The sequence below is a fragment of the Actinoplanes sp. NPDC049599 genome, assembly GCF_044465625.1.
GTDB lineage: Bacteria > Actinomycetota > Actinomycetes > Mycobacteriales > Micromonosporaceae > Actinoplanes.
On sequence record NZ_JBITLX010000004.1, the window covers coordinates 166,214 to 186,167 of the forward strand.

The window sequence follows — 19,954 nt, forward strand, 5'->3', positions numbered from 1 at the left end:
GCACGGGGGCCCGCTCCTGATTCCGTTTCGGTCCTGCAAAATCCTTCGGATTCCCTTGTCTTTAGGTCTTCGGCTATGTCAAGGTCCACCTCTTCGTGTGGGGGCTGTCACAAGCCCCGAGGCGGGAGGTCCGAATTCCATGAGCACCGACCTACCGGTCCTCCGCAACTTCGTCGGCGGGTCCGCCGCCGACCCCGTCGACGGCGCGACGTCGGCGGTGATCGACCCGTGCACCGGGGAGGCGTACGCCTACGCCCCGGTCTCCTCGGCCACGGACGTCGCCGCCGCGTTCTCCGCCGCCGAGGCGGGCTTCGAGGTGTGGCGGGACAGCACGCCGGCCGACCGGCAGCGTGCCCTGCTGCGCATCGCCGACGCCGTCGAGGCCCGGGCGGACGAGATCATCGCCGCGGAATGCCGCAACACCGGCAAACCGGTCGAGGCCACCCGCGCCGAGGAGATGGCTCCGCTCCTGGACGAGCTGCGCTTCTTCGCCGGGGCCGCCCGGGTGCTGGAGGGCAAGTCCGCCGGTGAGTACCTGCGGGACCACACCTCCTGGGTCCGGCGCGAGCCGATCGGCGTGTGCGCCCAGGTGACCCCGTGGAACTATCCGATGGTCATGGCGGTGTGGAAGTTCGCACCCGCCATCGCGGCCGGCAACGCCGTGGTGCTCAAGCCCTCGGACACCACGCCGGTCAGCACCCTGCTGCTCGCCGAGATCGCCGCCGAGTTCCTGCCGCCCGGCGTGCTCAACGTGGTCTGCGGTGACCGGGACACCGGCCGGGCCCTGGTCGTCCACCCCACCCCGCAGCTCGTCTCGATCACCGGCTCCACCCGGGCCGGGATGGAGGTCGCCGCCGCGGCCGCCGCGGACCTCAAGAAGGTCCACCTCGAGCTGGGCGGCAAGGCGCCGGTGATCGTGTTCGACGACGTCGACCTCGAGGCGACCGCCGCCGCCGTCGCCGTCGCCGGCTACTTCAACGCCGGCCAGGACTGCACCGCCGCGACCCGGGTGCTCGTGCACGCCCGGGTGGCGGCGGACTTCACCGACGCGCTGGCCGCCGCGGCCAAGAACACCCGGGTCGGCGGCCCGGCCGATCCGGACGCGTACTTCGGACCGGTCAACAACGTCGCCCAGCTGGACCGGGTGCGCGGCTTCCTGGACCGGACGCCCGAGCACGCCCGGGTGGTGACCGGCGGCCGGCGGATCGGCGACCGCGGCTACTTCCTCGAGCCCACGGTGGTCGCCGGCCTGCGCCAGCCCGACGAGATGATCCAGGACGAGATCTTCGGCCCGGTGATCACCGTGCAGGAGTTCGACGACGAGGACGGCGCGGTGCGCCGGGCCAACGACGTACGGTTCGGCCTGAGCGCGAGCGTCTGGACCCGCGACCACGGCCGGGCGATGCGGGTGTCCCGCCGGCTGAACTTCGGCGCGGTGTGGATCAACACCCATCTGCCCTTCGTGTCGGAGATGCCGCACGGCGGTTTCGGCCACTCGGGCTACGGCAAGGACCTCTCGATGTACGGGTTCGAGGAGTACACCCGGATCAAACACGTGATGAGTCATCTGGGCTGACCCGGCCCGCCCGTCCCCCCGCGCGCGAAGAGGAAAGCATGACCACTGGTGCAGACGACGACCCCGGCCAACCGGCCATCAAGCTGGTCGGGGTCCACAAGGACTACCTGTCGCACGGGGACACCGTGCAGGCCGTACGCCGGCTGGACCTGACCATCGCGCAGGGCGAGTTCTTCTCGCTGCTGGGCCCGTCGGGCTGCGGCAAGACCACGACGATGCGGATGATCGCCGGCTTCGAGGAACCCACCGGCGGCACGGTGTACCTCGACGGCAAGGACGTCACCCGGGTCTCGCCGAACAAGCGCGACGTCAACATGGTCTTCCAGTCGTACGCGCTGTTCCCGCACCTGACCGCGTACCAGAACGTGGCCTTCGGGCTGGAGCGCAAGAAGGTCGCCAAGGACGAGATCCGCCGCCGGGCCGGCGAGATCATGGAGATCGTCTCGCTGACCGGCATGGAGAAGCGGGCGCCGCGGGAGATGTCCGGCGGCCAGCAGCAGCGGGTGGCGCTGGCCCGGGCGCTGGTCAACCGGCCCCGGGCGCTGCTGCTCGACGAGCCGCTGGGCGCGCTGGACCTCAAGCTGCGCCAGCAGATGCAGGTGGAGCTCAAGCGCATCCAGCGCGAGGTGGGCATCACCTTCGTCTACGTGACGCACGACCAGGGTGAGGCGCTGACCATGTCGGACCGGATCGCCGTCATGGAGGCCGGCCGGATCGACCAGCTCGGCTCGCCGCGGGAGATCTACGAGCGCCCGGCCACCCGCTTCGTGGCCGGCTTCATCGGCACCTCGAACCTGGTCGACGGCACGGTCGAGAGCGTGTCCGGCGACGTGGCCGTGCTCAGCTTCGGCGCAGGCGAGCGGGTGCTCGTGCCGGTGAGCGGGGCCATGGCGGTCGGCGACGAGCTGGAGGTCTCGGTCCGGCCGGAGAAGATCGACCTCTCCCAGCAGCCGCCGGACGGCGCCGGGACCAGCGTGCTCACCGGGCTGGTGACCGAGGTCGTCTACCACGGCACCTCGACCAACTACACGGTCAAGACCTCGGCCGGCCCCGACTTCGTGGTCTTCGACCAGAACGCCTACTCCGCCGAGGACCTGGCCGGTCCCGGCGACCGCGTGTACCTCAGCTGGAGCCCGCAGCACTCATACCCGATCGGAGTCTGATCGTGCCTTCGAACCTCCCCGACCCCTCCTTGATCCGCGGCATGACCCAGCGCCGGCTCGGCCGGCGCGACGCCCTGCGGGTGTCCGGCCTGTCGGCGTTCGCCATGGCGCTGGCCGCCTGCGGCGTCAAGGGCACCGGCACGACCACCCCCTCCGCCCCCGCGCCGGACGCGGTGGCCAAGTACTGGGCCGGCAAGACCAGCAACGGCAAGGTCGACTTCGCCAACTGGCCGCTCTACATGGACCCCGAGCAGCCCGAGCTGAAGAAGTTCACCAAGGCCACCGGGGTCACGGTGAAGTACCAGGAGGTCATCCAGGAGATGGGCCCCTGGTTCGCCAAGGTGCAGCCGCAGCTCGCGGCCGGCCAGTCGATCGGCTTCGACCTCATGGTGATCACCAACGGCATCCAGTTCAAGCAGTTCGTGGACTCCGGCTTCCTGGCCCCGCTGGACCACAGCAAGCTGCCCAACTACCTGGCCAACGCCGACCCGTCGTACGCCAACTCCGCCTATGACAAGGGCAACGTCTACTCCGTGCCGTGGACCTCCGGGATCACCGGGATCGCGTACGACCCGAAGAAGATCACCCGGCCGATCACCAAGCTGGCCGACCTCTGGGACCCGGCGTTCAAGGGCAAGGTCGGCATGTACTCCGACACCCAGGAGCTGGCCAACTTCGGCCTGATGGCGCTCGGCATCGACCCGGCGAAGTCCACCCCGGAGGACTGGAAGAAGGCGGCCGAGAAGCTCAAGGAGCAGAAGAGCGCCGGCCAGGTGCGCAACTACTACGACCAGAGCTACGTGGACGCGCTGGGCAAGGGCGAGGTGTGGATCACCCAGGCCTGGTCCGGCGACATCTTCCAGAAGAACGTCTCCGACGGCACGGACTTCAAGTTCGTGATCCCGGAGGAGGGCGGCACGATCTGGACGGACAACTTCGCCATCCCGATCACCGCGCAGAACCCGCTCGACGCGATCAAGCTGATCGACTTCTTCTACGAGGTGGAGAACGCCGCGACGCTGGCCGAGTACATCAACTACGTCTGCCCGGTGCCGGCCGCGCAGGCCAAGATCAAGGAGCACGCGGCCAAGCTGACCGGCGACGACAAGGCCGCCATGGAGGCGGTGGCCGGCAGCCCGCTGGTCTTCCCCGCGCAGAGCGACTACGCCAAGCTGCACTACTACGTCGACTTCAAGACGGTTGCCGAGAAGCAGGAGTTCCAGGGCATCTTCGAACCGATCGTGCTGGCCTGAGCCCGTGTCGCGCTCTCGGCGTGTGCTCGCGCCCTACCTGTTGATCCTGCCGGGCGGCCTGTGGCTGCTGCTGTTCTTCGTGATCCCGATGGTGACGATGCTGTCGCTCTCGCTCCAGGAGGGCGACGTGGTGTCCGGGTACGTCTTCACCGGGCACTGGCAGACCTACGTGGACGCGATCGGCAACTACCGGACCCAGCTGGTCCGCTCGCTGATCTACGGGGCGATCACCACGGTCGTGCTGATCGTGCTGGCGTTCCCGGTCGCGTACTGGATCGCCTTCTACGGTGGGCGGCGCAAGCCGGCCTTCCTGTTCCTGCTGTTGCTGCCGTTCTTCGTCTCGTTCGTGCTGCGCACGATCTCGTGGCGCTACATCCTCACCGACGAGGGGCTGCTGCTCGGCCCGCTCAAGGACATCGGCCTGCTCCCGGACGGTTTCAACATCCTGGGTACGCCGGTCGCGGTGATCCTCGGCCTGGTCTACAACTTCCTGCCGTTCATGGTGCTGCCGATCTACGTGGCGCTGGAACGCATCGACCCGCGGGTGGTCGAGGCCGCCCGCGACCTGTACGCCGACCCGCCCACCGCGTTCCGCAAGGTGATCCTGCCGCTGGCGCTGCCCGGGGTGTTCGCCGGCGTGCTGATGACGTTCGTGCCGGCCAGCTCCGACTACGTCAACTCGGCGGTGCTCGGCAGCTCGTCCACCACGATGATCGGCCAGGTCATCCAGTCGCAGTACCTGACCAGCTCGAACTACCCGACTGCCTCGGCGCTGTCCTTCACGCTGATGGCGGTGCTGCTGGTCGGGGTCTTCGTCTACGCCCGGGCGCTCGGCACCGAGGACGTCATGAAGGTGGCCGCGCGATGAGATCCGGGCGGGCCCTGCGCCTCTACACCTGGGCCGTCATCGCGTGGCTGACCCTGCCGGTGCTGGTCATGATCCTGTTCGGCTTCAACGACACCCCGGGCCGCTACAACCAGACCTGGGAGGGCTTCACCCTCAAGTGGTACGGCCGGGTCTTCGCGCTCGACGAGCTGACCAAGGCGCTGATCGTCTCGCTGCTGGTCGCGGTGGTGACCGCGGTCGCCGCGGGCGCCCTGGGCACCGGCATCGGCTACGCGCTGGGCCGCTACCGGTTCCGCGGCTCGGGCACGGTCAACCTGATCATGTTCGCCGTCATCTCCTCACCCGAGCTGGTGATGGGCGCCTCGCTGCTGACCCTGTTCGTGTCGCTGGGCGTGGGGCTCGGCGCGGTGACCATCACGATCGCGCACATCATGTTCTCGATCTCGTTCGTCGCGGTGGTCGTGCGGGCCCGGGTGCTCACCCTGGACCGCTCGGTCGAGGAGGCGGCGGCCGACCTGGGCGCCAACGCGTGGACCACGTTCTGGCGGATCACCTTCCCGATCATCCTGCCCGCGGTGATGTCCGGGATGCTGCTGGCGTTCGCGCTGAGCATCGACGACTTCGTGGTCACCAACTTCACCGCGGGCACCACCACCACGTTCCCGCTGTGGATCTGGGGCGCCACCCGGGTCGGGCTGCCGCCGCAGGTCAACGTGATGGGCACGCTGATCTTCCTGGGCGGGGTGCTGATCGCGGTGGCGAGCAGCATCCGGGCCCGGCCGCGGAAGAGCTCCTGAGCATGGCGGCGCGCGCCCTCGCCGACGCGGTGCCCGAGCCGTACTGGCTCGGGCAGGCGGGTGCGCCGCCGGCCGCGGACCCGCTGGACGGCGTCGACGCGGCGGACCTGGCCGTGGTCGGCGCCGGCTACAGCGGGCTGTGGACGGCGCTGCTGGCCAAGGAACGCGACCCGGGCCGCGACGTGGTGGTCATCGAGGCGGGCACGGCGGGCTGGGCAGCCTCCGGGCGCAACGGCGGGTTCTGCTCGGCCAGCCTGACCCACGGCTTCGACAACGGGCTGAGCCGCTTCCCCGACGAGATGGACACCCTGGAACGGCTCGGCCGGGCCAACCTGGACGACATCGAGCGGGCCGTGCAGCGGTACGGGATGGCGTGCGACTTCGCCCGTACCGGTGAGCTCAACGTGGCAACCGCCGACTGGCAGCTGCGGGAGCTGACCGCGTACCACCGCGAGGCGACCGACCGCGGCCTGGACGTCCGGCTGCTGGACCGCGACCAGGTCCGCGCCGAGGTCAACTCGCCCACCTACCTGGGCGGGGTCTGGGACCGCACCGGCTGCGCGATCATCGACCCGGCCCGGCTGGTCTGGGGCCTGCGCCGGGCCTGCCGGGAGCTGGGCGTCCGGATCTACGAGAACTCCCCGGTCGAGCGGATCACCACGGCCGGCGCCGGGTTACGCCTGCACACCTGGCGCGGGCGGCTGGACGCGGCAAAGGTCGCGCTGGCCACCGGGGCACACGGCAATCTGCTGCGGCGGCTGCACCACTACGTCGTCCCGATCTACGACTACGCGCTGATGACCGAGCCGCTGACCGCCGCGCAGCTGGCGTCGATCGGCTGGCGGCAACGGCAGGGGATCGGCGACGCGGCCAACCAGTTCCACTACTACCGGCTCACCGCGGACAACCGCATCCTGTGGGGCGGCTACGACGCGATCTACTACCGGGGCGGGCGGATCAGCCCGGAACGCGACCAGCGCGAGGCCACCTTCGAGGTGCTGGCCGAGCACTTCGCGCAGACCTTCCCGCAGCTCGAGGACGTGCGTTTCACGCACAAGTGGGGCGGTGTGATCGACACGTGCAGCCGGTTCAGCGGATTTTTCGGTACGGCGCACAGCGGCCGGCTGGCCTACGCGGTGGGCTACACCGGGCTGGGCGTGGGCGCCACCCGGTTCGGCGCGAACGTGATGCTGGACCTGCTCGGCGGCGAACAGACCGAGCTGACCCGGCTCAAGATGGTGCGCCGCAAGCCGATGCCGTTCCCGCCGGAGCCGGTGCGCGCCGGGGTGATCAACCTGACCCGCTGGTCGATCGCCCGGGCGGACGCGCACGAGGGCCGCCGCAACGTCTGGCTGCGCACCCTGGACAAGGTCGGCCTGGGCTTCGACTCCTGAGTGCCCGCACCCCGGTGCCGGGACTTCCCCCGGCTGGAGGCCCCGCAGGAGTCGGCAGCGATCACCCACCCGGCCGCCGACAACACGACCGCCGTGTGTGCCGCGTTCCGCAGGCCTGGGTGGCCCTGGAGAGCCGCTGCGGCAAGGCGATCATCCCGGCCCCGTGATCCACAGTGATGATTGGCCGTACGGACAGTACGACCGCGAGGGCCGGACGGCCATCATGTCCGGGTGCCGAAGTGGTGGAAAAGTCCCCGGGTGTGGTTCTTCGTCCTGTTGATCTTCGGGGTCGGCGCCGCCGCGACACTGTGCTGGTTCCTCGCCGTCGAGGGCCGCGACAACGCGGACAAGTGGGCCAGCATCATCTTCGGGGCGACCGCCGCCACGGCGGTGCTGGCCGGCGGCCTGCGCTGGTTGTGGCAGCAGGAGCCGGGCCAGGCCGCCGGGACGGTCACCCCGGAACGGCTGACGGCCGCACGGGAGAGCCTGGCCCGCGCGCAGGTCGAGCAGTGGACCGCCGAAGAGGTCGCGCGGCAGATCCAGGATCCGTGGCCGTTGCGGGTGCGCTGGCAGGTGAGCCGGCGGGCGCGGCTGGTCATGGTCAGCTGGGCATCGGTGCGCGGGGTGCCGGACGCCGGTGAGATCCCGCTGGAGGGCACCTACGACCGGGTGGCCGAGGTCTTCGACCATCCCGACTCCCCGCGCCGGCTGGTGGTGCTCGGCGAGCCCGGCGCCGGCAAGTCCATGCTGGTGCTGCGGCTGACCCTGGAGCTGCTGCAGCGCCGCGGCGAGCAGGATCCCGTGCCGGTGCTGCTGCCGGTGGCGGGCTGGGACCCGGCGCAGCCGCTGGACGAGTGGATCGCCACGCGGCTGGCCACGGACCACCGTTTCGTGGCCGGCAAGGTCGAGACCTCCGGCGGCGGACGCCGGACGCTGGCCCGCGAGCTGGTGGCCCGCGGCATGATCCTGCCGGTCCTGGACGGCCTGGACGAGATCGGCCCGGCCCGGCACAGCCCGGCCCTGGTGGCGATCGCCTCGGCGGCCGGCACCGGCGGAAGTTTCGTGCTGACCAGCCGGACCCGGGCGTACGAGCGGGCGGTGCACGACTCCTCGCCGCTGGCCCGGACCCCCGTGGTCGAGCTGCAACCGCTGACCGCCGACGACGCGGCGCGCTACCTGGTCGACGGCACGGACCAGCCGCGGCCGCGGTGGGACCCGGTGCTCGCCCAGCTGGCGGCGAACGCGGACACCCCGCTGGTGCAGACCCTGTCCACGCCGTTGATGATCTGGCTCGCCCGGGTCGTGTACCAGCACCGCGGCAGCGATCCGGGTGAGCTGCTCACCGCCGCATGGGCGCAGAGCCGGGACGGCATCGAGAAGCACCTGCTGCACCGGCTCGTCCCGGCCGCGTACGCGGCAGCGATCGGCGGCCATCCCGGCCGCACGCCGGCGGAGGCGCGCAAGGCCCAGCGCTGGCTGACCACCTTGGCCCGGCATCTGAAGGCCGACCGGACATACGACCTCGCCTGGTGGCGGCTCAACGAGATCGCCCCCGGCCCGGCCGCCCAGGCGGTGACCGTGGTGTGGACCGGCACCGCCACGCTCGTCGCCGTGACGATGGCGATGTTCGGGGTCTTCGTGGCACAGTACGCGGCAGAAATCGCCCCGCAACCGGCGTGGCTGTGGAGCGGGCTGGGCGCCGGGCTGGCGGTCGGCATCGCCTCCGGCCTGGTCCGGCGGTTATTCCAAGGGCAGAGCTACCCGAGGCGGGTCCGGTTCACCCTGTCTCCCGGCGCCTGGCTGGCGATCGGCGGCTCGGTCGGCCTGATCCCCGCCCTCCTGGGTGAGCCGCTGGCCGGGGTGGTCGGCACGCTGACCGCAGGGATCTCTGCGCCGCTGGTGGCGGGTGGAACCCAGTCGCACGGCGAGGACCATCGTGCCCTCAGCCCCCGCGCTCTGTTGCTGGAGGACCGGAACGCGGCTCTCGTCGCCGGGGCCACCTGCGTGCCCTACGCCGCGCTGTTGACCATAGCCGCCGGGTTCCCGGCCGGCCTGGAGATCGTGGACCTCATCTTCCTCCTCATCCTCTGCGTCCTGATCGGCGGCGGGGCGATCGCCCTGAGTGCGTGGGGGCAGTTCTGTGTCGCCCGCGTGGTGCTGGCGGTTTGCCGGAGGACGCCGCTGCGGTTGATGCGGTTCCTCGGCGAGGCGCACGACCGCGGCGTCCTGCGGCAGGCCGGCGGCATCTACCAGTTCCGCCACAACCTGCTGCAGGACCACCTCGCCGCGGCCCCTACCGGGTCAGCAGGTCCCGCAGCGCCTTGACCACCTCGGCCGGCGCCTCCTCGGCCATGAAGTGCCCGCAGGAGACCGTCCGGTGCTCCAGGTCCGGCGCCCAGGACCGCCAGATGGCCGCCGCGTCGAAGCCCAGCGCCGCGCCCCAGTCCTGCTGCAGCACCGTCACCGGCATCCGGAGCCGGTTGCCCGCCGCCCGGTCGGCCCGGTCGTGCTCCACGTCGATGCCGGCCGACGCCCGGTAGTCCGCGACGATCGACGGGACGGCCTCCCGGGACGCCCGCAGGTATTCCGCGCGGACCTCGGCCGGGATCGCCTCCGGGCGCTGCGTCCAGCCGTCCAGGAAGTGGCCGAAGAACGCGTCCGGTGCGGCCCCGATCAGCTCCTCGGGCAGGCCGGCGGGCTGAGCCATCAGGTACAGGTGGAAGCCCACGGCCGCGGTCACGCCGTGCATGACGTCCCACATGTCCAGCGTCGGCAGCACGTCCAGCGAGGCCAGGTGGGTGACCGCCGCCGGGTGGTCGAGGCCGGCGCGGATCGCGACCAGCGCGCCCCGGTCGTGGCCGGCCAGGGCGAACCGGTCGTGGCCCAGCTCGCGGGCCAGCGCCACGATGTCCGCGGCCATGGTCCGCTTGGCGTACCCGTGGCCGGGCTTGTCGCTCGCGCCGTAACCGCGCAGGTCCGGGCAGATGACGGTGTGGTCGGCGGCCAGGTCCGCGGCGACGTGCCGCCACATCAGGTGGGTCTGCGGGAAGCCGTGCAGCAGCACGATCGGAGGGCCCGAGCCGCCGACCGCGACGTTGAGCGCCACGTCCTCGGCGACGGTGACGCGCCGGTAGTCGAATCCGGTGATGGAGAGGTTCATGGCCGGCACGCTGCCCGGCCGGGATCAGCAGCCGATCACCAACGGATCAGTGCGCTGCTTAGATTGGGGGTCATGGTGGCCTTCGGCGTGCTGGGACCCGTGCGGGCGGACACCGCGCGGGGTCCCGTACCGCTGAAGGGTCCCCGGCACCGGGCCGTGCTGGCCCGGCTGCTGATCGCCCGCGGCCGGGTGGTGCCGGTCGGCCTGCTGGCCGACGACCTGTGGGAGCGGCCGCCGCGGGGTGCGGTCGCGGCGCTGCGCACCTTCGTGTCGGACCTGCGCCGGGCGCTGGAACCCGGCCGGCTGCCGCGGCAACCGGCCCGGCTGCTGGTCACCGCCCCACCCGGGTACGCGTTGCAGGCGGCGCCGGACGCGGTGGACGCGTGGCGCTTCGAGGCGGCAGTGGTCGCGGCGGGCGAGCTGCTCGGCGCGGGGCAGGCGGCGTCGGCGTTGGCCGGGCTGGACGCGGCGCTCGGGCTCTGGCGCGGCCCGGCCTATGCGGAATACGCCTCGGAGGCGTGGGCCCGGGCCGAGATCGACCGGCTGGACGAGCTGCGCCTGCTGGCGATCGAACGCCGGGCCGAGGCGCTGCTCGCGCTGGGCCGGGCGGCGGACGCGGTCTCCGATCTGCAGGCACATGCCACGGGGCAGCCGTTGCGGGAGGACGCGTGGCAGTTGCTGGCGACGGCGTTGTATCGGGCCGGGCGGCAGGGGGAGGCGTTGGGGGCGCTGCGGCAGGTGCGGGCGACTCTGGTGGCTGAGCTGGGGATGGATCCTGGGCCGCGGCTGCGGCGGCTGGAGAGCGACATCCTCGCCCAGGCAGCCCATCTGAGCCCGCCCGACCCGCGCGACGGGCCGAGAGCAGCCGCCGGCCCAGGATCGGCCGCCGGGCAAGCATCGGCCACCGGGCAAGCATCGGCCGCCGGGCCGGCATCGGCCGCCGGGCCGGCATCGGCCGCCGGGCCAGGCTCCGGGCCGGGAGCGGGCCCAGGAGCGCGGCCAGGGGTTGTTGTTGCCGGGCCAGGTTCGGCCGCAGGGGCGGGCTCCGCGCCGGGAGCCGCCGCCGGGCCGGGGGCGGGGGCTGTTCTTGTCGGGCGGGATGAGGAGCTTGCGCTGCTGGTGCAGGCGGCCGAGGGGGTCGCCGCGCGGGGCCGGGCCATGCTCGCGCTCATCTCCGGGGAGGCCGGCGCCGGCAAGACCGCTCTGGCCGATGCCCTGACGCACCGGCTGACCGCGCTCGGCTGGACCGCCATCTGGGGACAGGGTCCGGCCTACGAGGGCGCGCCGGTCACCTGGCCGGACGGGGAGGCAGAGCCGGGTGGACGTGAGGTTGAGGCGGGTGGCGATCCTGCCGTGGCTCGGTTCCGGCGGCGGCGGGCGGCGGTGGCACGACTGACCGGTTCCGCCGCCCGCGGGCCCCTGCTGCTGGTCGCCGACGATCTGCATCGGGTTGATGAGGGGACGCTCGAGCTGCTGGCCGTGCTGGCGGTCGAGCCGGTGCCGGTGCTGGTGGTCGGCACCTTTCGGGCCGATGAGATCACGGCCGGGTTGACGGCGGCGCTGGCCCGGTTTGCGCGTGTTGAGCCGGTGCGGGTTTATCTCGGTGGGTTGGGTGTGGCGGCGACGGGGGCTCTGGCCCGTACCGTGGCTGGTTTTGATCTTGATTTGGCGACCGCGGGGCTGATCCATCGGCGCAGCGGGGGGAATCCGTTTTTTGTGCGGGAGCTCGCGCGGCTGCTCGCCACCGAGGGCGGCGCGGCGCTGGAGCGGGTGCCGGCCGGGGTGCGGGATGTGATCCGGCACCGGATCGCCCGGCTGGCGGAGCCCGATCAGGTCGTGCTGCGGCAGGCGGCCGTGCTGGGTCGCGATCTCGACCCGGACGTGCTGGCGGCGCTGACCGGCGACGAGGCGGCGATGCTGGACGCCCTGGACGCGGCCCTGCGCGCCGGGCTGCTCACCGAGGACAGGCCGGGCGGGCGGGCGCGGTTCGCCCACGTGCTCGTCCGGGATACCGTTTACGGCGAACTGTCCGCGCTGCGCCGGGCCCACTGGCATGCCGCCGCCGGCGCGGCGCTGGAGCGGCTGCGCCCGGCGGACGTCACCGCCCTGGCCCACCACTTCGCGCGGGCCGCGAGCCCGGCCACCGCGGGCCGCGCCGCCCGCTACTCGGCGGCGGCCGCCGAGCAGGCCGAACGCGGCTCGCGCCCGCACGAGGCGGCGCGGCTGTGGCGGCAGGCCCTGGACGCGTACGACCGCGGGCCGGACGCCGGAGTCCGCGGCCGGCTGACCGCCGTCATGGGCCTGGGCCGGGCGCTGGCGGTGACCGGGCACCTGGACGAGGCGCGCCGGCACCGGGCCGAGGCGGTCGCCGCGGTCCGCGGGCTCGACGATCCGGAGCTGGCCGCGAGCGTTCTGGCCGCCTTCGCCGTGCCCGCGGTCTGGACCCGCAACGACGACGAGCAGCTGTCCGGGCAGATCGTCGCCATGGCCGAGCGGACCCTTGACGGGCTCCGCCCGCTCCGGCCCGAGCAGCGCAGCCGGCTGCTGAGCACGATCGCGCTCGAGCTGCGCGGCACGACCACGGACCGCGGCGACCGGGCCGCCCGCGAGGCCGAGGTGATCGCCCGGCGGGTCGGCGATCCCGGGTTGCTGGCGTTCGCGCTCAACGCGCGGTTCATGCACACGTTCGGCCGGACCGGGCTGGCGCCGGAGCGGGCCCGGATCGGCGCCGAATTGGTCGCGGTAGCCGCCCGGGCGGAGCTGGTCACGTTTGAGGTCCTCGGCCATCTGATCCTGATGCAGGCACACAGTGCGCTCGGCGAGCCCGCCACCGCCGACGAACACGCGCAGGCCGCCGACCGGCTCGCCGCGCGCTACGACCTGCCGCTGGTGGGCGTGCTCACCCGCTGGTACGCCGCGTTGCGCCTGGCCCTGGCCGGCCGGGTGGACGAGGCCGAGGCCGCGTACCGGGCTGCGCAGGCCACGCTTGCCGGCAGCGGCATGCCCGGGCTGGCGGACGGGCTGTTCGCGCTGGCCCGGCTGACCCTGGACGCCGACGGGTGGCAGGACGGGGACTTCGGCCCGTACGAGCCTTGGGTCCGGCCCTTGATCCGGCTCGCCGCAGGCGACCGCGCGGGTGCCGCCGACGCGCTGCGGTCCCGGCCCGAGTCCCCGCACGATCTGCTGTGGGAGGCCCGGCTGTGCCTCGCCGCCCGGGCCGCCCACGCCCTGGACGATCACGCCACGCTGGCCCGGATCCGGGCGGACCTGCGCCCGGCCGCCGCCGAGATCGCCGGCGCGGGCAGTGGCATGATCACGCTCGGTCCGGTCTTTGATCACCTGGAGCGACCGGCCCCTCGTCCATCTTGATCGGCCGATCCGATCGATGGTCGCCGCCCGGCTCCGAACAGCCAGGAATACCCCCTACCAACGTCGAAATCCGGCGTCCGCGACCCGCATCACGATGCCGATCCGGGGAAAGGCAGGCAGGATGCATCGGTAGCGCGATCAAGGGGAGTGACCAGGCATGGCGGAGATCCACCACTTTGAGCACGGTTGGCTCACGCCGACGTTCAGCTACGCGCTGTCCGTGCTCGGCTCACTGCTGGGCCTGGTGTGCGCCGTCCGGCTGCGCTCGGCGCCGAGCGCCGGCTGGCGGACCTGGTGGCTCGCCCTCGCGGCGGTCGCCATCGGCGGCACCGGCATCTGGACCATGCACTTCGTGGCGATGCTCGGCTTCAGCGTGGTCGGTCTGCCGATCCGGTACGACGTGCCGGTCACCGCGCTCAGCGCGTTCCTGGCCATCGGCGCGGTCGCCATCGGCCTGTCCATCGCGGCCGTCGGCACCAGGGTGAACGGCGTCCGGATCGTCATCGGCGGCATCTTCGCCGGCCTGGGCGTGGCCGCGATGCACTTCACCGGCATGTGGGCGATGGACCTCGACGGCACGATCAACTACGAGACCAACCGGGTGGCGGCCGCGGTCATCATCGCGGTGGTCGCGGCGACGGTGGCCCTGTGGCTGGCGATGACCGTGCAGCGGCCGCTGGCGATCCTGGTATCCGCCCTGGTCATGGGCATCGCGGTGAACGGCATGCACTTCATGGGCATGTCGGCGATGTCCGTGCGGGAAGGGACGGCCGGCGGCTCACTGTCCGGCGCGACCGCGAGCACGCTGCTGATCCCGATCGGCCTCACGGTCATCTTCGGCATCCTCGGCCTGGTGTACGCGCTGATGGCGGCGCCGACCGAGGAGGACCGGGCGGCGGCGGCGTACCTGGCGGCGCGCCTGGAACGCAACGACGATGACGACCTGTACGAGCCGGCGCCGCAGCAGGGACCGAACGGGCGGCGGATGCCGACGGGCGGGGCTTCCTGGACGTTCCGGGACCGGGCGGGTCAGTAGTCGGGCTCCTTCCGCCCACGTCCCCATCCCCTCGCCCCCGGCCCTCGGCGTCCAGGCGTCAGTGCCGGGTAGCCGAGGCCCGCTCCCCCATCGGCCTCGGCGAGCCCACTGAGTCGCCCGGCGGCGCGCACCGTCCAACTCTCGGCTCCAGGTTGCGTCACGGCCCTGGCGTCGATCGGACGCGGAAAGCAAGAAGGTCCGACCGCCACGGCGATCGGACCTTCTTGACGTGCAACCTCTTGGGGTGACCGACGGGACTTGAACCCGCGACCCCCGGGACCACAACCCGGTGCTCTACCAGCTGAGCTACGACCACCATGCCACCCCGCCGCGGTCAAACCCCCGCGGCGCGTGCCGGACAAGCATAGCGGCAACACCCACCCGGCCGTCGACCGGGTTACCGTTCGGCGTGGTCCGGCGGCCGGGCTACAGCTCCGCGGCGATCGCGCGGGCCTGGTCGACGTCCGGGCCGGGCAGCGGCACGAACACCGTCCGGCGGTAATACTCCAGCTCACGGATGCTCTCGCGGATGTCGGCCAGGGCCCGGTGAGACAGGCCCTTCTGCGGCTGGCCGAAGTACACCCGCGGGTACCAGCGGCGGGCCAGCTCCTTGATCGACGAGACGTCGATCATCCGGTAGTGCAGGAAGTCGTCCAGCGCCGGCATGTCCCGGGCCAGGAAACCCCGGTCGGTGGCGATGGAATTGCCACAGAGCGGCGCGGAGCGGGGATTAGGGACAAATTGCTTGATGTACGCGAGGACGGCCTGCTCGGCCTCCGCCATGGTGACGGTGGAACGGCGTACCTCGTCGGTGAGGCCGGACTTGGCGTGCATCTCGCGCACGACCTCCGGCATCGCGTCCAGCGCCGCGTCGTCGGCATGGATGACCAGGTCGATACCCTCGCCGAGCACGTTGAGATCGGGCCCGGTCACCAGCGCGGCCACCTCGATCAGGGCATCTTTGCCGAGGTCGAGACCCGTCATCTCACAGTCGATCCACACCAGAAGATCCGTCACGAGCTCAGCCTACGCGTCGGGTACGGGGCGTGTCGCCGCGTCCGCCGCACCGCCCGTCCGGGACGCAACACCCGGGTGGGGCAGATTCACCCTGGATTGTCCGCTTTAGGGGCAGGACTACCCAGGGCTGCCGTTCAGCGGCTAAAGTGTGCTTAACGGACGAAGCCCCCCTTCGGTTACTCCGTTTCCCCCGGTAAAGGGGCCCTCCGCGTCGGCAGCGCGGAGGGCCCCTTTTCAAACGTCTGCGGTTGTCGATGCGCATCCGGTCCGCTGGGCGGCCGCAACCCTCGTCGATCGCGGCCGCCCTGGCTTACGCCGGGTCAGTCCTTCGCGCGCGTGCCACCCTTGCGCGGCGGCCGGGTGAGCTTGATCGGCGGCTCCTGGGTCTCCGGATCGGGAGCCGGCAACCCGGAAGCCGTGGTGTTCTTCCGCCGCCGCCGGGCCGCCGAATCACCCCCGAGCAACTCCGCCACCTCCGCCTTGTACGCCGCCAGCCGCGAGAGCGAACCCTCGGGCTTACGCTTGCCCGCCTTGTCGTCCTCACCGGCCTTGACCGCCGCCTCTACGGCCTTGCCCGTCGCGTCCGCGGCCCTGCCCGTCGCGTCCGCCGCCCGGCCCGTCGCGTCCGCGGCCCGGCCCGTCGCGTCCGCCGCCCGGCCCGTCGCGTCCGCCGCCTCGACCGTCGCCTCGGCGGCCTTGCCCGTCGCCTCGGCGGCAGGTGCCGGGTCCGTCTGCGGCCGGTTGCGCTGGCCGGTGATGTGCGGATCGGCCTTCGCCTGGGCCTGCTCCGGCTGGGTGCCGGGCTTGACCGCGAGGCGGCTCGCCGGCGTGGCGCCCTGGTGCTCGGCTGTCGCGCTTGCCACGCCGGGCATGGCCGAGGACCGAACGGCCGGAACCGAGGTGGACGGGACCGGATCCCGATCGGGATCCGCGGGCCGCGACGGCCCGGGAACCGACGGCCGCGGCGTGGTCGGGCTGGTGGGCGGGACCGGCACCGGCCTGGTCGGGCTCGGCGCGGTGCTTGATGCGGTGTTCGGGGCCGTGCTCCGGGCCGCACTCAGGGCGGTCTTCTGGGCCGCGGGCTGGGCTGTCGACCGAGTTGCGGACTGCGCAGTGGGCTGGGCCGCGGACCGGACCGTGCTCTGAGCCGCGGGCTGCGCCGTGCCCTGAGCTGCAGCCTGGCCCGTGCCCTGGGCCGCGGGCTGCGCCGTGCCCTGAGCTGCAGCCTGCCCTGTGCCCTGGGCCGCGGGCTGCGCCGTGCCCTGAGCCGTGCTCTTTGCGGTGGGCTGCGCGGTGGCGGACGGGGTATTCGCGGGTTCGGCCGGAGCCTCGGCGGGTGCGGTGTGGTGCGGCTGCGGAGTCGTGGCCGGTGCTGCCGCCCGGGTGGGACCGGTCGGCTGCGCCGGCGCGGACGGCGCGCCACCCGACGGAGCCTGGCGGGAGGCCACGGGCTGGGTCTTGGCCGCCGAACCGGGAGATCCCGCCGCCGGGGTCGGGGTCACGGGCTGAGCCGGGCGAATCGCCGGCGTACCGGCACGAAGCGTCGTTTCCGCCGATCGCCCGGACTCGGGCTGCGAGGTCTTCGCGGCTGCGGCCGGGGCCGCCGGCTTCGTCGCCGCCTCAGGCCGAGATGGCCGCACCGGCGCGGACGCGGGCTGCGCCGCCTTCGGTGTCGCGCTCTCGGACTGGGCAGCCTTCGCCGCCGTGGGTCCGGCCGTCGCCACGGGCTTGGCCGAAGCAACCGGGGTGGGGTCTGTCGACGTGCTTTCCTTCGCCGAGTCCGCACCCTTCGCGGCCGGCGCCGTGGTCGCACCGGAGCCGGGGTTGGCCGACGGCTGGCCCGGCTGGGTCGTCGCCGGCTTGTCGTCCGGGCGGCGGGAGTCGGCGGGCGCCGGGTCGGGGGTCTTCGGCTGGTTCTTGGTCAGGCCGACCCGGGCCGAGTCCGCGCGGGTCAGGGCGGTGGCTGCCCATCCGGGCGCCGTGGAGCCGCCGAAGAGGGCGTTCCGCGGCGTGGCAGCCGAAGGCCGCACGGCCTTCGCCGAAGCAGCCGAGGCGGGACCGCTGCCCGCCGCGTCGGAACCGCGCGACGCCTCGGCGCCATCGGTCCCGGTCTTCGACGTGCCGGCTTCCGCCGCCGGTCCGGTTGCAGTGGTGGACACAGCCCGAGCCGCCGCAGCACCTGCCGCGGTGGCACGCATGGCGGCGGCACCGGCAGCGGCGGCCTGGGCTGTCGCGCTACCAGCTGTGGGAGCCTGCGCGGCCTTGGTTCCGGCAGGTGTCCCCGTCGCCGCGGAGTCGGTCTGCTTCGAAGAGGCCGTCGCGTTCCCCGCGGCCTCGCCCGTCGTTCCCTGCTTCGCGGCCGATCCGGCCACCGTCGCGGCGGCATCACTCACCACCGGCCGCGATTCCGCCGACGCATCGGCAGCGTCCCGCTTCGCGACTCCCGCCTCGGCCTCGCCCTTTGCGGACTCGATCCCAGCCGAGCCCGCTGCGGCTTCACACTTCGCGGGTGGCATCCCGGCCGGGCCCGCTACGGCTTCACACTTCGCGGGTGGCATCCCGGCCGGGCCCGCTGCTGACGCCGCGGCATCGCGCGTCCCAGGCTTTGTCCCGGCCGGTCCCGTAGCCGGCGTTTCCCGCTCGGCGGAGGCGGTCCCGGCGATCACCGAACCCGGGATCACGGAGCCAGCAGCCACCGATGTGTCCGGCGCATTCGGGGCTTGCTGCTTCGCCGCGTTCATCACCGTCGGCGCGGTCGGGGTGTTCGGGGATTCCGAGGTCGCCGTCGGCTTGCGGGAGGCGTTGATCGCCGCCGTCGCGCGGGCCTCGGTTTCCCGGGCTCGTGCCGCCGCGGTCTCGGCCACCCAGGCACCTACCGCGGACGCCTCGAAGATCGGCAGGTCGGTGGGCTGCGGCGCCGTGCGGCGCCGGCCCTGGCGATCGGCGCCCCGGCCGAACAGCGGGTCGTTCAGCGGCGACGGGTCGGCCACCGAGCCCGGTACGGGGCGGTTCACGATGAGGTTCAGAGGCTCGCCGGGCGCCGGCTTGGCGTCCTCGGCGGGCGCGGCGACAGCCTGCCCATCAGCCCGGGACGAATCCGCGCCCGACGACCCGGCGGCAGCCGGTGCGGAGGCCGACGAGCCGACAACCGCGGACGAGACCGAGCCGGCAGCCGCCGACCCACCGTCCCCGACCGCAGCCGACCCCGACTCACCCGAGCCAGCAGTGCCGACCGACGATGTCGCGGCGGACGGCGCGCCCACCTGGGCCGGTGCCGGAGACGGAGCCGGGGACGTCATCGTCGTGGCAGCGCCGGACACCGGCGCGGCCGGCATCGGGATCGCCGACCCGCGCCCGGACGAAGAGGAAGACGAGGACGACGACGAGGACGACGGCGGCCAGGTCAGTGCCGGCGGCCGGGACCGCTGCTGCGAGTCCGCGAGGGTCCGGGGCCGGTGTGTGCCCGCGTGCCGGCCGCCGCCCGTGCGGCTCAGGGGCAGCGGGGCGCCGATCGCCTGCATCAGGTCCGGGACCTGGCTCGGTTCCACCACGTAGACGACCTCGCGGCGGCGGGACGGCCAGCCCAGCACGATCATGCCGATCATCACCAGCAGGCTGCCCAGGATCAGCAGGGCCCAGGTTGCCTGGTTCAGCCAGCCGGGCAGGATGCTCGCCGTGCTCTCCAGGCGGACGCCCGGCTGCGCCGCCGGGTTCATCACCACCAGGCTGTACTTGCGGTCGCGCAGGTCGGCCGGTTGCCAGTCCAGGGTGCCGACGCCCGACTTCAGCCAGATGGGCTGGCGGCCCGGCAGCTGTTCCGGGGCGATGGTGCCCGGGCGCAGCTGGCCGGTCACCGGCAGGGCGCCCGTGCCGAGGTCGATCGAGGTGACCGCGACGCGCGGGACGTCGGCCAGGTAGCGGTCCACTTCCGCGGCCGGCGCGATGCCCAGGAACGCCGGGGCGCCGCCGGACTCCGCGGTCAGCCGCATCCGGGTGTCGTCCAGGCGGACGAACGGGGCGTCCTTGCGGAGCAGCCCGTCGAAGTCGTCGACCACCAGGGCGTACCCCGACGTGGCCACCCGCTGCATGTCGGCGGTGAAGGCGCCACCCGGGTCCCGGTGCTGCATGGCGGCCCAGAATGCGGCCCCCACCAGCAACGTCGGTAGTCCGGCTGTCAGCAACAGCATGCCGAGGATCGTGCGGAACACCCGCATCTCGATCTCCCCCTTCTCGGTGGTACTGCGCAGACCATACAGACCGAAATAACACGAAATTGGATAAACAGTTACTTAGGCCCCGAGACGTATGACAATGGCCCGGCCTGCGGGGCAGGCCGGGCCAT

Annotated in this window: 12 protein-coding genes and 1 tRNA gene; 9 read left to right on the top strand and 4 right to left on the bottom strand. The window is 72.7% G+C overall.

Annotated elements, in window-relative coordinates; translation table 11 throughout:
• Nucleotides 1-139 precede the first annotated feature (139 nt).
• From ACIBQZ_RS09760 to ACIBQZ_RS09790, 7 genes are all read left to right on the top strand, one after another.
• Nucleotides 140-1,576, top strand: coding sequence for a gamma-aminobutyraldehyde dehydrogenase (locus ACIBQZ_RS09760; RefSeq protein ID WP_396088112.1), 1,437 nt, complete (start codon nucleotides 140-142; stop codon nucleotides 1,574-1,576).
• Between the two features lie 38 nt (nucleotides 1,577-1,614).
• Complete coding sequence (locus tag ACIBQZ_RS09765; protein ID WP_396088113.1) at nucleotides 1,615-2,739, top strand: ABC transporter ATP-binding protein; 1,125 nt, start codon at nucleotides 1,615-1,617, stop codon at nucleotides 2,737-2,739.
• Between the two features lie 2 nt (nucleotides 2,740-2,741).
• The gene (locus ACIBQZ_RS09770; RefSeq protein WP_396088115.1) at nucleotides 2,742-3,992 is read left to right on the top strand and encodes a spermidine/putrescine ABC transporter substrate-binding protein; all 1,251 of its coding nucleotides are present in this window, start codon (nucleotides 2,742-2,744) and stop codon (nucleotides 3,990-3,992) included.
• 4 nt (nucleotides 3,993-3,996) lie between these two features.
• Nucleotides 3,997-4,860 carry an ABC transporter permease gene (locus ACIBQZ_RS09775; protein WP_396088116.1) on the top strand — a complete coding sequence of 288 codons (864 nt, stop codon included), beginning with the start codon at nucleotides 3,997-3,999 and terminating at the stop codon, nucleotides 4,858-4,860.
• Entirely contained in the window at nucleotides 4,857-5,636 is a 780-nt protein-coding gene (locus ACIBQZ_RS09780; protein ID WP_396088117.1) for an ABC transporter permease, read from the top strand. The genes ACIBQZ_RS09775 and ACIBQZ_RS09780 overlap by 4 nt, the downstream gene beginning before the upstream one ends.
• Before the next feature lie 2 nt (nucleotides 5,637-5,638).
• Nucleotides 5,639-7,030 carry an NAD(P)/FAD-dependent oxidoreductase gene (locus tag ACIBQZ_RS09785; protein ID WP_396088118.1) on the top strand — a complete coding sequence of 464 codons (1,392 nt, stop codon included), beginning with the start codon at nucleotides 5,639-5,641 and terminating at the stop codon, nucleotides 7,028-7,030.
• A gap of 231 nt (nucleotides 7,031-7,261) precedes the next feature.
• Nucleotides 7,262-9,355, top strand: coding sequence for an NACHT domain-containing protein (locus ACIBQZ_RS09790; protein ID WP_396088119.1), 2,094 nt, complete (start codon nucleotides 7,262-7,264; stop codon nucleotides 9,353-9,355).
• Here ACIBQZ_RS09790 and ACIBQZ_RS09795 read toward each other — a convergent pair.
• The gene (locus ACIBQZ_RS09795; RefSeq protein ID WP_396088120.1) at nucleotides 9,324-10,190 is read right to left on the bottom strand and encodes an alpha/beta fold hydrolase; all 867 of its coding nucleotides are present in this window, start codon (nucleotides 10,188-10,190) and stop codon (nucleotides 9,324-9,326) included. The genes ACIBQZ_RS09790 and ACIBQZ_RS09795 overlap by 32 nt on opposite strands.
• A 72-nt stretch (nucleotides 10,191-10,262) precedes the next feature.
• Between ACIBQZ_RS09795 and ACIBQZ_RS09800 the strand changes: the two genes are divergently transcribed.
• Together ACIBQZ_RS09800 and ACIBQZ_RS09805 are read left to right on the top strand one after the other, a co-directional pair.
• Nucleotides 10,263-13,559 (top strand): BTAD domain-containing putative transcriptional regulator, encoded by a 3,297-nt coding sequence (locus ACIBQZ_RS09800; protein ID WP_396088121.1) that lies wholly within the window; start codon nucleotides 10,263-10,265, stop codon nucleotides 13,557-13,559.
• Nucleotides 13,560-13,716: 157 nt separating this feature from the next.
• Complete coding sequence (locus tag ACIBQZ_RS09805; RefSeq protein WP_396088122.1) at nucleotides 13,717-14,595, top strand: MHYT domain-containing protein; 879 nt, start codon at nucleotides 13,717-13,719, stop codon at nucleotides 14,593-14,595.
• Between the two features lie 240 nt (nucleotides 14,596-14,835).
• Here the strand turns inward: ACIBQZ_RS09805 and ACIBQZ_RS09810 are convergent.
• The 3 genes from ACIBQZ_RS09810 to ACIBQZ_RS09820 all read right to left on the bottom strand — a co-directional run bounded on the left by ACIBQZ_RS09810 (nucleotide 14,836) and on the right by ACIBQZ_RS09820 (nucleotide 19,826).
• Nucleotides 14,836-14,911, bottom strand: a tRNA-His gene (locus ACIBQZ_RS09810).
• 110 nt (nucleotides 14,912-15,021) lie between these two features.
• Nucleotides 15,022-15,612 (bottom strand): oligoribonuclease, encoded by a 591-nt coding sequence (gene orn, locus ACIBQZ_RS09815; protein WP_396088123.1) that lies wholly within the window; start codon nucleotides 15,610-15,612, stop codon nucleotides 15,022-15,024.
• Nucleotides 15,613-15,932: 320 nt separating this feature from the next.
• On the bottom strand, nucleotides 15,933-19,826 hold the full coding sequence (locus ACIBQZ_RS09820; RefSeq protein WP_396088124.1) for a hypothetical protein: 3,894 nt from the start codon (nucleotides 19,824-19,826) through the stop codon (nucleotides 15,933-15,935).
• Nucleotides 19,827-19,954: the final 128 nt, after the last annotated feature.

Excerpts from the sequence above, each read along its gene's own strand:
- ACIBQZ_RS09780 (WP_396088117.1), top strand. The coding sequence starts at position 4,857 with ATGAGATCCGGGCGGGCCCTGCGCCTCTACACCTGGGCCGTCATCGCG.
- ACIBQZ_RS09800 (WP_396088121.1), top strand. The coding sequence starts at position 10,263 with ATGGTGGCCTTCGGCGTGCTGGGACCCGTGCGGGCGGACACCGCGCGG.
- ACIBQZ_RS09785 (WP_396088118.1), top strand. The coding sequence starts at position 5,639 with ATGGCGGCGCGCGCCCTCGCCGACGCGGTGCCCGAGCCGTACTGGCTC.
- ACIBQZ_RS09805 (WP_396088122.1), top strand. The coding sequence starts at position 13,717 with ATGGCGGAGATCCACCACTTTGAGCACGGTTGGCTCACGCCGACGTTC.
- ACIBQZ_RS09765 (WP_396088113.1), top strand. The coding sequence starts at position 1,615 with ATGACCACTGGTGCAGACGACGACCCCGGCCAACCGGCCATCAAGCTG.
- ACIBQZ_RS09820 (WP_396088124.1), bottom strand. The coding sequence starts at position 19,826 with ATGCGGGTGTTCCGCACGATCCTCGGCATGCTGTTGCTGACAGCCGGA.
- ACIBQZ_RS09760 (WP_396088112.1), top strand. The coding sequence starts at position 140 with ATGAGCACCGACCTACCGGTCCTCCGCAACTTCGTCGGCGGGTCCGCC.
- ACIBQZ_RS09795 (WP_396088120.1), bottom strand. The coding sequence starts at position 10,190 with ATGAACCTCTCCATCACCGGATTCGACTACCGGCGCGTCACCGTCGCC.